A 14617-nucleotide genomic window follows, 5' to 3' on the forward strand; every position below is an offset into this window, starting at 1 on the left:
ATTGAAATTTGATTCGCGATTCCTCCGACGAAAGGAATCGTCTGCGGAAGGGAGATTAGTATGAACATGGATTTAGACGCAGCAACAAAAGAAGCACCGACTCTTACACTGGATCCTTTTGCGGAGGCAAAGGCAGAGATCGTGGAGAAGAAGCCGGAGGAGTTAGTGGAAGAGCAGGCGGTTCCTGAGATGGAACTGACACCGGAGGAGCAGAAGCAGGTGGATGATTTCGCAGCACAGATCGACCTGACCAATACCCAGGCGGTGTTACAGTACGGAGCCGGAAGCCAGAAGAAGATCGCGGATTTCTCAGAGACGGCGCTTAATAATGTCCGGACCAAGGATATGGGAGAAGTTGGAACTCTGTTAACCGATGTGGTGGCACAGCTAAAGGACTTCGACACCGAGGAAGATAAGGGATTTTTCGGTCTGTTCAAAAAAAGCGGAGACAAGCTGAGCAATCTAAAAGCAAAGTATGATAAGGCAGAAGTCAATATCACAAAGATCTGTGATGCCATGGAGAGTCATCAGGTAGTGCTGTTAAAGGATGTGGCTGTGTTGGACAAGCTGTACCAGCTGAACCTGAATTACTTCAAGGAACTGTCCATGTATATCCTGGCAGGCAAAAAGAAGCTGGCGCAGGCAAAAAGTGTGGAGCTTCCGGAACTTTTAGAGAAGGCACAGAAGAGCGGACTGCCGGAGGACACGCAGGCAGCGAAAGATTTCGCGGCAATGTGTGAGCGGTTTGAGAAGAAGATCTATGATCTGGAGCTGACCAGAGCCATTTCCCTGCAGATGGCACCCCAGATCCGTCTGATCCAGTCCAATGATATCGCCATGTCCGAGAAGATCCAGTCGACGTTAGTGAATACGATCCCCCTGTGGAAGAGTCAGATGGTCATTGCCATCGGTCTGGATCATGCCACCGATGCCGCCAAGGCACAGCGTGCCGTATCGGATATGACCAATGAACTGCTGAAGAAGAACGCGGAAGCACTGAAGGTGGCGTCTGTGGAGACAGCGAAGGAATCCGAGCGGGGAATTGTGGATATAGAGACACTTAAGAGTACGAATCAGACACTGATGACGACACTGGATGAGGTCATGAAGATCCAGGAAGAGGGACGTGCGAGAAGACAGAGCGCAGAGGAAGATTTACAGCGCATTGAGAATGAAATGAGAGATAAATTACTGGAGATGAGTAAAGCATCCCATACATGATTTTTACATAAATTTAAGATGCTTAATGCTTGACGAAAATCATGTCGGAAATTAAAATAAAACGTATGGTATATATAAAATGGAAGGAGTAAATACAAATGAAGAAATTAGAAGAAATGCTTAAGAACAGATCGATTAAGAACAAACTGTCTCTTGTATTTCGAATCATGGATGTGTTATATATCGTGATCGCATTTGTGGCATTTGGGGCAATGTTGCAGACAAAAAATTACGTGGGGATCGTAATTGTACTGGTGTTGGCAGTGATAAGTATTTTGTTTACAGTATCTATCTCCAGAATGCTGACCAAAGCATTGGTAGAGCCAATTGAAAGCCTGGTAGTGGCATCTGAGAAGATCGCATCCGGTGATTTCGAGATCGGTACTCCTTATGAATCCGAGGATGAACTGGGGCGCTTATCCGACAGCTTCGAGACAGCAGCCGGAATCCTTAAAAAAGTGGTATCTGATCTGTACGATATCGTAGAGCATTTTTCCGAAGGTAATTTCGATGTGCACAGCAGTTGTCCTGATGCTTATGTAGGACAGCTTCACAGTGTACTGGATGAATTGAATGAGATGGTTAACAAGATCAGTGAGACCATGCATGGTATTCAGGGATCTTCCGAGCAGGTATCTGCCGGCAGTAACCAGCTGGCTGTCAGCGCACAGGATATCGCAGAAGGTGCTACCAATCAGGCAGCAGCCGTAGAAGAACTGGTGGCTACCGTAGACGAAGTAACCAGTCAGGTACTGGAGAATACCAAGTCTACCGACATTGTACATGACAAGGCGAAAAAGGTAGGTATCGAGGCAGCCAACAGCCAGAAGAAGATGGATGAGCTGGTAGATGCCATGAAGAAGATCAACGCAACGACCCAGAACATTGAAAAGATCATCGCGGATATTGAGAATATCGCATCCCAAACCAATCTACTGTCCTTAAATGCTTCCATCGAGGCAGCCCGTGCCGGAGAGGCAGGAAGAGGCTTCGCAGTCGTGGCAGATCAGATCAGACAGCTGGCAGAAGAGAGTGCTAATTCTGCAGTAGAGTCCAAGAAGCTGATCGAAGAGTCCTTGAACGAGGTAGAGGTGGGTAATAAGGTCACCAAGGAGACCAATGATGCTATGCAGGAGGTTATGGCTGAGCTGGATCAGATCATCCAGGAGGTTGCCAATATCCGTACTGCGTCTGACAAACAGGCGGTTTCCGTTAAAAATATCAAAAAGGGTGTGGAAGACATCAATGATGTTATCCAGTCCAACTCTGCAGCAGCCGAAGAGACTTCCGCTACCAGCGAGGAGCTTTCCGCATCTGCTACTACTCTGAACGAGCTGTTAGAGCATTTCAAACTGCGCGGCTAAGAGATCAGTCAGCATCGGAAGGTGCGACGTAGAGAGAATATAATATCTTTGCAATTTTTTCATAAGATTCCTGACAATCGGACAAGATCCATTTTTTTAAAATGGCAAGAGTCCCCATTGTCAGGAATTCTTTTTGATAATTGAGTTCAATCTCGTCTTCGCTATGAAAGCGTTTTTGAAAAGATTCTTTGAACCGATCCGTCATCTGTCCGGATAAAAAATCAAAAAACCGGTTTTCGTTTGCTTCAGAACGTAGATTTTTCTTCAAAATACTACGGTTGTCATAAAAAAACTGTAATTGCATCTGCAGTCCTTCTTTCAGATTCCAGGTTCCTCCCTGCATAAAACAATCCAACAATTTCTGCATCTGCAGAGCATCCACTTTGGACTGCAGGGTATGGATATCCTGAAAATGACCGTAAAATGAAGTCCGGTGGATTCCAGCGGTCCGGCAGATATCACTGACAGTAATCTGATCCACTCTCTTGGAGGATGCCAGCCGGTTGTAGGCATTTAAAATATTTTCTTCGGTAGTCATATATCTTTTATTATTCTCGGTATTCATTAACACTACACCTCTATAATATGTGACGGTTGTATGTTTGATATATACTGATATATACTGGATATATCGAATTATATTTTATTTCTACAGACATGACAAGTGACAGATTACACAGTACAACGGAGGATGGAGTAATGAGAGAGGACGTCACAACCGAATACGGAGCAGAGAGTAAGAATGAGAGAATTCTGGAAACGGGATCCTATCTGCAGCTGGTACTCAGGCTGGCACTGCCAGCCATGATCGTTATCATTGTTATGGTGCTTTATAATCTGGCGGATACATTCTTCATCGGACAGATGGGAGATCCGGAAAAAATAGCGGCAATCTCGGTGTGCATGCCGGTATTTACGGTATTGTCCGGGATTGGAACCTTGTTCGGAATTGGCGGAGGAACAGTGGTCTCCATTGCACTTGGGGAGAAGAACCGGCAGCAGATCGGAGAGATCACGGCATTTTGCTGTATGGGAACACTGCTCGTAGGAACTGTTTACGGGTTTTTAACGGGGCTGTTCGCAGAACCATTATGCAGGATCCTGGGCGCGGAGGAAAGCTTTCTTGCAGATGCAGAGAGATATCTTAAAATTTTTGCATTTTCGAGTCCGTTTGTTCTGTTCTCTACAGCCTATGGAAGCATTTTAAGATCCGATGGGGAAGCAGCTACGGCAATGCTTGCCAACCTGGGAGGAACCCTGCTTAATATCGTATTGGATGCACTGTTTATTCTCGGGCTGCATATGGACGTGGCAGGAGCAGCGGCGGCAACGGTGATCGGCAACGTATTTTCCGCAGTGCTGGTCTTACTGCTTCTGTTGAAAAAGAAACAGGTCTTTCTTCCGCATAGACAAAACCTTCATTTTCGCAGAGAGGTTGTTGTACCGGTATTGACATTGGGACTGCCCATGACATTCTCTACGATCCTGGGAAGTGTTTCCAATGCAGTGCAGAACCGTATGATGGTGGCGCATGGTTCCGTTTTTCTGACAGCCCAGAGCGTAGCCGGCAAGCTGGGACTGATCATTACGATGCTGATCATGGGGTTCTGTATGGGATTGCAACCGGCGGTTTCCTATAATTTCGGCGGTAAAAACTATAAAAGAATGTATGAGATCCTCTGGAAAACAGCGGCGTTTACGTTGACTGCCGGAACCCTGCTTGCACTTTGCGTTTATCTGAACAGAGCGAGACTGGTAGCTGCATTCATACAGGATGAGGGTGTGATCCGGTATGGACAGATTTTTGTACTGGCGAATATCTGTGTGGCACCGGTCTATGCTGTTTATCAGACGTTCCAGACATTTCTGCAGGCAACGGGAAAGGCAGATTATGCCATTATTGTCTCACTGTTAGACAAGGGACTGGTATTTCTTCCGGTGCTGGCTGTCATGAACGGACTCTACGGGGCTTATGGGATCGCCTTTTCCCATGCGGCCACAATGATTCTCTCTGTGATCATAGCAGGGGGACTGACGATGCTCTGGAGCCGTACCTTACGTTCCAGCAGTGCCTGACAGAAGCTCTTTTCTATATTCGGAAGGTGTCTGACCATAGATTTTGCGGAATACTTTGACAAAATAATTATTGTCGGAATAGCCTACGAAGCTGCTGATCTCCTGAATCTGATATTCAGAGGAGGAGAGAAGTTCCGCAGCTTTTTTACAACGTTCAATAGTAAGATACTGAGAGATCGTCATGCCGGTGACCTGCCGGAAATATTTGGACAGATAAGAGGGGGATACATGGACAATCTGTGAAAGCTCTTGCAGACGGATCTCCTCACCGAGATGCAGATAGAGATATTCCATGGTGTCGGAGATAAGCTTCGGGTAATTCTGCCCCTGCAGTTTATGTTCATGAACGGCCTTCGTCAGTTCCAGTACCATTTCGTGGATGTAATGGGCAGAGTCGTTCTGCGTGGTGGCAGCATCCATCATCTGGACATAGCGCTGGGTGATCTCATTGATAGTGATGATCGACAGACCTCCTTCCTCTGCTGCTTTTCTGGCAAGTACACGCAGAATGGTAAAACCGACCAGAGGGTTGATATAAGAAGCCGACTGGTAAAAACCGGAGGACAGAGCACTTTGCTCCATTTCATTGTGGGCAGATGCGATATTCTCAATGTCACCGGAAGCAATCATATGAAGAAAGCGGTGCTCCGCATCATATCGTTTATAGATTTCACTGTAATCACAGGGATCCCGCGGAGTGTCTGTCCTGTCAGTGTTCTCCATAGACTGTATGAAGCCGTTCAATCTGCGGAAGGTATAGGAAGAAATGGAAGGATCAAAGGATCTGGTCAGGGCAGTGATCACATTCTGGATCTGATTGGTATACACAAGCGGAAGAGAGGTGTAGTATAATTTTATGGACAGCACAAGCGAAGCAGGCAGCTGGTTCTCGACTAACAGCTGCTCGATCTGCTTATCCTGGTATTCATATTGGACATAGGGACCGATGAGATAAGTGTTTTCCTGAAATTGAAAAAACGTAATGCAGATACCCAGCTTATCCTGAATCTCATAAACAGTCGCAGGGGCGATGACAGGCAGCAGAAATCCGATGGCTTCTGCGGTGAACATAGGCTGCAGAGAGGGAACCAGGCAATTTTTTTCTTCAAATGCCTTTAACTCACGGTTCGGATCAGTCAGACACATACTGGAAACCGATAGCAGATTAGAAAGCAGACGGATGAATAGTGAAGTATCCATAAAAACCTCCTGAAAATCAGATGATAGTAAAAATATATCATAAAGACAAAATAATTACTATATACAAATAATAAAATTGCTTTTTTACTGAAAACAAATGGAATATGAGATAAAATAATGCTATTATAAAAAATATATTTCTATCACATAGTTATTCTTCCTGCTATGATAAATATAAGAGATGTGCAATGGCGCGCATTGTAAGAGACTCAGGAGGGTATGAGAATGGAAGAGAAACTACAGTACAAGAAAGCGAAAACATGGCAGATCGCACTGGCTACCATGACCGGAGCCGGACAGATGGTCTTCTATATGCTGATGACGAGTGCAACCTATATCGGAAATGCCAACTTTGGAATTCTGGTAGCAGTCACAGGTGTAATTATTACAGCATCAAGAATTCTGGATGGAGTAACAGATCCGCTGATCGCGTATTTTCTGGAACGTTTTGACAGCAAGAGATTTGGCAAGGTACGGTTCTCCATCATGGTAGGCTGGGCACTGATGGCGCTGGCGACGACACTGATGTGTAACCTGGGACCGGCACTTCATCTGACAGGAATCGTCGGAATCATTTATTTTATTGTATGTTATGCGATCTATATTATTGGATATACATTTGTGTCTATTGCGGGAGCAATCAATGCAAATATCCTGACCAACGATCCGAAACAGAGACCGACTCTGGCAGTATGGAATACTACTTATTCTTATCTGACACCGATGATCATGTCCATGGTATCCATGGCAGTGATCCTTCCGAAATTTGATAATATTCAGGGAACCCCGTATTTTGGTACTTTAAATATTGTTGTAATTGTGATCTCACTGGTATTTTATATTCTGGCATGCATCGGCATCGCACCCTATGATGTACCGGAGAGCTTTGAGAGTATCGGAAGCGTAGAGCAGGAGGATGCAAAGCCAAGTCTCCAGGATATGAAGGCTCTGATCAAAGAGAACAAGGAACTTCAGAGATACATTGTATCGGCTTCTTCTGATAAGCTGGCGCAGACCATCGGATCTGCAGCTGTTGTATCCACAATGCTCTATGGCATTATGCTGGGAAGTATGGCAATGGCAACGATCCTGTCCGCAGTATCCATGCTGCCGTCTATCCTGTTTGCCGTTATTGGAGCAAAAATAGCGGGAAAACGCGGTAGCCGTCATGTCATGATCCAGTGGACATGGGCATGTATCGTGATCAATCTGCTCTATGCAGTGTTCCTGCTCTTCGCTCCGACGAGTCAGGTCGGCGGACTGATGAATGGAGAAGTGACAGGAATGGCAATTGCTCTTGCAGCAGTGTTCATGGGACTGAACTTCGCCAACAGCTCTGTGAAAATGGTAGTATCCGTGGCAACGAACTCCCTGCGTATGGATATTGTGGACTATGAACTGGATCGTTCCGGCAGATACCTGCCTGCGACCGTATCTGCTACCTACAGCTTCATCGACAAAGTGATCTCTGCATTCGGAGCGACGATCGCAACTGCCTTTATCGGCATCATCGGTTATACGACCACGACACCCCAGCAGGGAGATCCACTGACCACCGGTGTCAAGCTGATCACGATCCTTTTGATGATCGGATTCCCCATCATCGGCTGGGTATGCACACTTTGTGCAATGGATAACAGTGAACTGACCAGAGAGAAAATGGTAGAGGTACAGAAGAGTATTGCAGAGAAAAAAGCAGCGATTATTGAAAGCGGAGAGGCAAAATAATGAGAGTGACAACATCTTTTAATGATAACTGGACATTTGAAAAAGAAGGAAACAAAACGCAGGTGGCACTTCCACACACCTGGAATGCCATAGACGGGCAGACGGGACCTGCGATGTATTATCGTGGGGTGTGCAGCTACGAAAAAAAATTTAAAACGCCAAAGCTACAGGCAGGACAGCAGTGCTATCTGGAGTTTAGGGGCGTGAATTCCTCCTGTGAAGTGATGCTGAACGGAGAAAAGGCTGCAGCACATGATGGCGGCTATTCTACCTTCCGTGTTAACATCACTGAGCTGTTAAAAGAGGAGAATGAACTTAAGGTTCTGGTGGATAACGGAGAAAATGACAGAGTATATCCCCAAAAAGCAGACTTTACCTTTTACGGTGGAATTTACCGTAACGTAAATCTGATCGTGACGGAGGAGAGCCATTTTGATCTGGACTATTACGGAGGATGCGGAGTATATGTAACTCCCGAAATACAGGGCGAAGATGCCGTGATCGAAGTAGTGACCTATTCTGTGGGAAATGCGGACGAGGTACAGATTGTGATCGACGGTGTGGGAGAGACATTCCTTACTGTGACAGAGGAAGACGGACGCAGAGTCGGAAGAGGCAGGATACAGATTGTAAAAGCCCACCGCTGGCAGGGACGAAAGGATCCTTATCTATATCATCTGACAGCAAATCTGCTTCAGAATGATACTGTTTTGGACAGTGTGGATACGAAATTCGGCGTGCGGGAATATGCATTTGATCCGGAAAAGGGATTTTTCTTAAACGGAGTAAGCTATCCGCTACACGGAGTGTCCAGACACCAGGACCGCGCAGGAGTTGGCAATGCGCTGACGAAGGAGATGCACGAGGGGGATGTGGAGCTGATCCTGTCCATGGGAGCCAATTCCATCCGCTGTGCACATTATCAGCACGATCAGTATTTTTATGATCTGTGCGATGAAAAAGGAATCGTTGTATGGGCGGAGATTCCCTATATTACCGTGCATATGCCTGGCGGCAGAGCAAATACTTTAAGTCAGATGAGAGAGCTGATCGTCCAGAACTACAATCATGCTTCGATTATCTGTTGGGCATTGTCCAATGAGATTACCCTGCAGGGTGTGACGGAGGATCTGCTGGAGAACCATAAATTATTGAATGACCTCGTACACCGCATGGATCCTCACAGAGTGTCTGCCATGGCAAATCTCTTCCTGCTGGAGACAGATTCTGCGATGGTATCGCTTCCCGATATCTGCGGATACAATCTGTACTATGGATGGTACGTGGGTGAAATGGAAGACAATGACCAGTGGTTTGATACCTTCCATAAGGAGTACCCCGGGATCCGGATCGGTCTGACCGAATATGGAGCGGATTCTGTGATAAGTTTACAGTCGCCGAAGCCGGAAAAGGGAGATTACACCGAAGAATATCAGGCGCTTTATCACGAACACATGCTGGAGATGTTCAGTACACGCCCATATATCTGGGGAACCTACTGCTGGAATATGTTTGAATTCGCAGCAGCTGGCAGAGATGAGGCAGGAGATCCCGGCAAAAACCACAAGGGACTGATCACCTTTGACCGTCGTCAGAAAAAGGATGCCTACTATATTTACAAGGCATGGTGGTCGGAGGATCCTTTCGTACATCTGTGCGGCAGCCGCTATCATGACCGTGTGGAAGAAGAGACAGAAATCAAGGTCTATTCCAACCAGCCTTCCGTGACACTCTGGATGGATGGAGAAATGGTGGGAACAAAAGAAGGTTCTCATATTTTCACCTGGAAAGTAAAAATCACAGGAACGCATAACATTAAGGTGACGAGCGGTGAACTTTCCGATGAGATGGAAATTGCAAAGTGCGACACCCCGAATCCGGCATATTTTGTCTCTGCGGAAAAGGTACGCAACTGGTTCGACGAACCGCAGGAAGAGGAGAAAGCGGGCTATGAGTTTTTCTCACTGGACGATACCTTAGGAGCAATCTCGGCAAATCCGGAAGGAAAGGCACTTATGGATCATATGATGGCAGCCATGACGGCAAAGACTGCCGGTGGTATGGGAAAAGGTGTAAAAATACCGAAGGCTATGATGACAATTGTCGCCAGACAACCGATGCGGAAACTGTTAAAGCAGGCAGGTATCGCCGAGGACAGTGAGCAGGCAGTGCAGCTTGCCGCAGCTCTTGGCAGAATCAGAAAGAAGAGGTAATATTACAAATGGCTAAGTTTGAAAAAGATTTTCTGCTGGGAGCGTCCACCGCTGCCCATCAGGTAGAAGGCAATAATGTACATTCCGATTACTGGCTCATGGAACATATGGAGTATTCCCAGTTCGTAGAGCCCTCCGGGGATGCTGTGGATCATTACCACCGCTATGAGGAGGATATCCGCATGCTGGCAGAAGCGGGACTGAATGCCTACCGGTTCTCCATAGAATGGGCGAGAATAGAACCGGAGCAGGGGAAGTTTGATGCCAACGAGATCGAACATTATCGTAAGGTGATCGCATGCTGCAGAAAGTACGGCGTGGAACCCATCGTAACGCTGCATCATTTCACCTCCCCGGCATGGCTGATCCGGATGGGCGGCTGGGATAACGAAGAAGTAATTCCTCTTTTTGCCGCATATGCAAAGTATGTGACAGAGCAGTTAGGCGGAGAACTTAACTATATCTGTACGATCAATGAAGCCAATATGCGCCTGCAGATCCATGCACTGATGGAACGGTTCAAAAAGCAGATGATGGCGAAGATGGCTGCAGCAAAGAGCCTGGAAGCAGAGAAGAAACCTGAAGGTATGGAAGGGCAGGTACAGGTGGGACTGAATCTGAATGATCCCATGGAACGCATGAAATTAAATGCCATGGAAAATGTCAAAGTATTCGGAGACCCCCAGCCTCATACTTTTGTATCCGCAGCAGGTGAGAATGGTGATGAAATCGTCTGTAGGGCGCACAAGGCCGCAAAAGCTGCGATCAAGACAGTAAGACCAAAGATCAAAGTCGGTATTACGCTGTCTCTGCACGATATGCAGTGGATCGAAGGCGGCGAAGAAAAGGCGCAGAAGGAGTGGGAAGAAGAATTCACCCATTATATTCCTTATATTTTGGAGGATGACTTCCTCGGACTGCAGAACTATACCAGAACTACTTACGGACCGGACGGCATTGTTCCGGTTCCAGCGGGAACCCCTATGACCCAGATGGATTATGAGAACTATCCGGAAGCACTGGAGCACTGCATCCGCAGAGTTCATGAAGAACTGCCAGAGGTTCCAATCCTGGTTACCGAGAACGGTATTGCCACAGGCGATGATGCACAGCGGTGTACATTTATCGAGCAGGCGCTGGCAGGAATCGAGAGATGCATCGCAGATAGCATTCCCGTGATCGGATATTGCCATTGGTCACTGATCGATAACTTTGAGTGGCAGAAGGGATATGCCCTGACCTTTGGATTATGTGCGGTGGATCGCACGACACAGGAGCGCTTCCCGAAAAAGAGCCTGAAGCTTTTGGGCAGCTACAGATAGGACAGAGAGCAGCCGGATCTCATAGGTAAGGCAGTTACCACAGAATGGAGAAGAACATGAAGACAGCAGTACAACAGATTATGCTAGGATCCGTTACAGGAACTAAAAAGGAGGCGCAAGCCACCCTGCAGGCAATCAAAGAGACCGGATATGACGGAATTGAACTGAACGGATTTATGATCCGCCCGACACCGTTTCTGGTCCGGATGCTGACCAAAGCAGCTGGGATGCCCACCGGAAAAGGTGGTAAACTGGACTGGAAAAACCTGGTGGAAGAGGCCGGGCTGTCCGTAGTCTCCGTACACGAGGATCTGGGTACCATAGAGAGGGATATCGATGCGGTCATTGCCGAAGCAAGGAATTTCGGTACAGATAAGATCGTGATCACCGGAATGTACCGTTTTGATTATTCCGATACAGAAGCGGTAAGCGGACTGTGCAGGAGACTGAACAGTGCCGGAGAAAAGCTGGCGGATGCCGGAATCTCGTTGCTTTATCACAACCATAACGTAGAGTTTCAGAACTATTATACGAAATGTGTTTATGGGCATATTGTGGAAGAGACGAAAGCGGATTTTGTTGGATTTGAACTGGATTCCTATTGGATCGCTGATGCGGGAGTGGATCCGCTGACTGTGATGCAGATGCTGGGAGACAGGATGAAATTATATCATATAACGGACAGAGGCAGCAGGCAGCAGGGAGCATCCATGACTCCGATCCTGAAACAGGACTGTGTGGAACTGGGATATGGAAATATGAACCTTGGGGCATGCATAGAGCAGGCAAAGTCAGCAGCTGTGGATGCCATTATTTTGGAAAGTCATAAGAACTGGATTGACAAAGATCCGGTCAGATCTCTGACCGTGTCATCGGAATTCCTTGATAAAACTGTGAGGTGAGCAATCAGATGAGAGCCATTCGTATCAAAACGGAACATTTATATAATCCCCTGGGAATCGATATATCGCATCCTCGGATCGAGTGGAATTGTGAAGGCGGCAGCAGACAGACGGCTTATGAAATCACTGCCAGAACAGACGGGAAAATTGTCTGGGAGACCGGAAAGGTAAGCTCCGGTGAGATGAGCGTGAGATATGGTGCAAAACTGCACAGCCGCCAGTGTGTGGAGCTTACCATTACACTTTATGACGAGAACGGAATTGGCAAAGAACCGGTAACAGCCTGGTTTGAAATGGGATTTCTCGAAAAAGAATGCTGGCAGGCGAAATGGATCAATGTGGAAGAACAGAATCTGACACAGGTCAACACCAGACCGGTATCTTATGCGCGCCGGAGATTTAACGTAGATGGAACCGGGCAAGGCAGACTCTACATCACAGCACATGGCATCTATGTGGCATATCTGAACGGCAGGAGAGTCGGAGATGCAGTTCTGGCACCGGGTACCTCGGAATATACGAAGCGCCTGGAATATCAGACTTTAGATGTGACAGAATACCTGCAGGAGGGTGAGAATGAACTCCTGGTATGTCTGGGAGACGGCTGGTATCGCGGTAAGAGCGGAATGAACAATACCGGAGGAAATCTTTTTGGCGATGATCTGTCACTCCTGGCGCAGCTGGAGGTGGACGGCAGGGTTGTCTGTCTTACGGATGAGAACTGGGAAGCTTCTAATGAAGGGGCAATCCGTGCCAACGGACTGGACTTCGGCGAACGCGTGGATGCCACGGTGGGAGACGGACGGTTTCCAACAGAAGGATATCACAAAATCAGAACGGAAGACTTCGGATATGACACGCTGGTGTGCAGTAATAATGTTCCCATTAGAGAACATGAGCGTTTTCAGGGAAAATTGTTTATAACTCCGGCGGGAGAAAAAGTCATCGACTTCGGACAGAATATGGCAGGATATGTATCCTTTGAAACAGATGCGAAAGCGGGACAGAAGATCCGGCTGGTGCATGGAGAGACACTGGATGAGAAGGGAAATTTCACGATCGCCAATTTCCAACATGAAAGTATGGCGCCGGAGAAAATGATCTATCAGGAGATCGACTATGTATGCCATGAGGGACATAATATTTATTGTCCGCAGTTTGCCATCTTCGGATTCCAGTACATGCTGGTGGAGAGCGATATTCCCGTAGAGCAGATTCACTTTACCGCACATGCCGTATATTCGGATATGGAGCAGACCGGATTCTTCACCTGTGGTAATGCGGATGTGAATCAGCTGGTGAGCAACTCCATCTGGTCCATGAAAGGAAATTTTGCGGATATTCCCACAGACTGCCCTACCAGAGAAAGACAGGGCTGGACCGGGGATGCGGGAGCGTTCGTGGAAACGGGAGTCTATCTGATGGACTGCTATCCGGTATTGCGCAAATGGCTGAACGAGGTGCGGCTGGAACAGCTTCCGAATGGAAAAGTCCCCGGTGTGGCACCGAAGAACGAAGTGCCGGGAGCCTTTAAAAAGATGTCGGACGGATCTGCCGGATGGGCGGATGCCATCGGCATTGTACCGAATGCACTGGCGAAGACATACAACTGCACGGATATTCTGGAAGAGAATTACGATGCCCTGAAACGCTGGGTGGATTTTTCCGCAAAACGGGCGAAGAAGAGTCGGCTGAAAGCCAAGTTCAAATGGGACAAAAATAAAAAATATATTGTAGATACCGGATTCCACTGGGGAGAATGGCTGGAGCCGGGCGTTGATACGAAGACCGTACTGACGGAGACCATCATGAAAGGTGCACCGGAGGTACCGACGGCATATTTTGCCTACAGTGCGGAAAGCCTGGCGGAAGATGCCAGACTTCTCGGAAGAACAGAAGATGCCGGGAAATATCAGAGTCTGTCCGAGAAAATTAAGACTGCCTACCGGGCAAAATTCCTGCCGGAGGGAAGGATCACTTCAGATCGTCAGGCAGCCTATGTGCGGCCCATTGCCCTAGATGTTATCACGGAAGAGGAAAAGAAAACGGCAGCGCAGACACTGAATGAAATGGTCATTGCCAATGGGTATCATCTGAATACCGGATTCCTCTCTACCCCGTATCTGTGCCATGTGCTGACAGAATACGGCTATACAGATACAGCTTACCGGCTGCTATTGCAGGATACGGCACCGGGCTGGCTATATGCGGTGAAAAAGGGAGCAACAACGATCTGGGAGACCTGGGACGGTAAACAGGAAGACGGAACCGTGCACGATTCCCTGAATCATTATTCCTATGGAGCAATTACCGGATGGCTGTTCCGGGATGTGGCAGGTATCCGGCTGAACTTTGGCAGGATCGAGATTGCACCGCATCCTTCGGAGAAAATCGGACATGCGGAAGCAACGTATCTGTCACCACTTGGTGAGATCCGTTCCAACTGGTATTACCGGGATCATAAAATCTGCTATGATATTACAATTCCGGACAACTGTACCGCAACTATACGGCTTCCCGGCTGCAAAGCAGAAGAATGCCGCGGCACGATCCACAGAGAGGTGCTTGACGGGGCGGAAAGTACCACGTAA

The 14617-nt window shown here is 47.5% G+C and carries 10 protein-coding genes; 8 read left to right on the forward strand and 2 right to left on the reverse strand.

All coding sequences use genetic code 11. The features are described from left to right. Window positions 1–60 precede the first annotated feature (60 nt). Together FYJ59_RS01865 and FYJ59_RS01870 are read left to right on the forward strand one after the other, a co-directional pair. Window positions 61–1221 (forward strand): toxic anion resistance protein, encoded by a 1161-nt coding sequence (locus tag FYJ59_RS01865; RefSeq protein ID WP_154495044.1) that lies wholly within the window; start codon window positions 61–63, stop codon window positions 1219–1221. Window positions 1222–1319: 98 nt separating this feature from the next. Beyond that, complete coding sequence (locus FYJ59_RS01870) at window positions 1320–2585, forward strand: methyl-accepting chemotaxis protein (protein WP_154495045.1); 1266 nt, start codon at window positions 1320–1322, stop codon at window positions 2583–2585. Between the two features lie 4 nt (window positions 2586–2589). On the opposite strand, the gene FYJ59_RS01875 is transcribed toward FYJ59_RS01870, so the two are convergent. Next, window positions 2590–3150, reverse strand: coding sequence for a TetR/AcrR family transcriptional regulator (locus tag FYJ59_RS01875; protein WP_154495046.1), 561 nt, complete (start codon window positions 3148–3150; stop codon window positions 2590–2592). Window positions 3151–3284: 134 nt separating this feature from the next. Between FYJ59_RS01875 and FYJ59_RS01880 the strand changes: the two genes are divergently transcribed. After that, window positions 3285–4661, forward strand: a complete 1377-nt coding sequence (locus tag FYJ59_RS01880; protein WP_205839427.1) for an MATE family efflux transporter — start codon at window positions 3285–3287, stop codon at window positions 4659–4661. On the opposite strand, the gene FYJ59_RS01885 is transcribed toward FYJ59_RS01880, so the two are convergent. Then, window positions 4641–5861, reverse strand: a complete 1221-nt coding sequence (locus tag FYJ59_RS01885; RefSeq protein ID WP_154495048.1) for a helix-turn-helix transcriptional regulator — start codon at window positions 5859–5861, stop codon at window positions 4641–4643. The genes FYJ59_RS01880 and FYJ59_RS01885 overlap by 21 nt on opposite strands. Window positions 5862–6086: 225 nt before the next feature. On the opposite strand from FYJ59_RS01885, the gene FYJ59_RS01890 reads away from it, so the two are divergent. The 5 genes from FYJ59_RS01890 to FYJ59_RS01910 are packed head-to-tail and all read left to right on the forward strand — an operon-like array spanning window position 6087 to window position 14617. Next, complete coding sequence (locus FYJ59_RS01890; RefSeq protein ID WP_235897884.1) at window positions 6087–7589, forward strand: MFS transporter; 1503 nt, start codon at window positions 6087–6089, stop codon at window positions 7587–7589. After that, complete coding sequence (locus FYJ59_RS01895) at window positions 7589–9802, forward strand: glycoside hydrolase family 2 protein (protein WP_154495050.1); 2214 nt, start codon at window positions 7589–7591, stop codon at window positions 9800–9802. Before FYJ59_RS01890 ends, FYJ59_RS01895 begins: the two co-directional genes overlap by 1 nt. A gap of 8 nt (window positions 9803–9810) precedes the next feature. Further along, the gene (locus tag FYJ59_RS01900) at window positions 9811–11124 is read left to right on the forward strand and encodes a glycoside hydrolase family 1 protein (protein WP_154495051.1); all 1314 of its coding nucleotides are present in this window, start codon (window positions 9811–9813) and stop codon (window positions 11122–11124) included. A gap of 56 nt (window positions 11125–11180) precedes the next feature. Continuing rightward, complete coding sequence (locus FYJ59_RS01905; protein WP_154495052.1) at window positions 11181–12026, forward strand: sugar phosphate isomerase/epimerase family protein; 846 nt, start codon at window positions 11181–11183, stop codon at window positions 12024–12026. An 8-nt stretch (window positions 12027–12034) separates the two neighbouring features. After that, a complete protein-coding gene (locus FYJ59_RS01910; protein ID WP_154495053.1) occupies window positions 12035–14617 on the forward strand; it encodes a family 78 glycoside hydrolase catalytic domain in 2583 nt (860 codons plus the stop codon).

The sequence above is a fragment of the Waltera intestinalis genome, assembly GCF_009695995.1.
Lineage (GTDB): Bacteria > Bacillota > Clostridia > Lachnospirales > Lachnospiraceae > Acetatifactor > Acetatifactor intestinalis.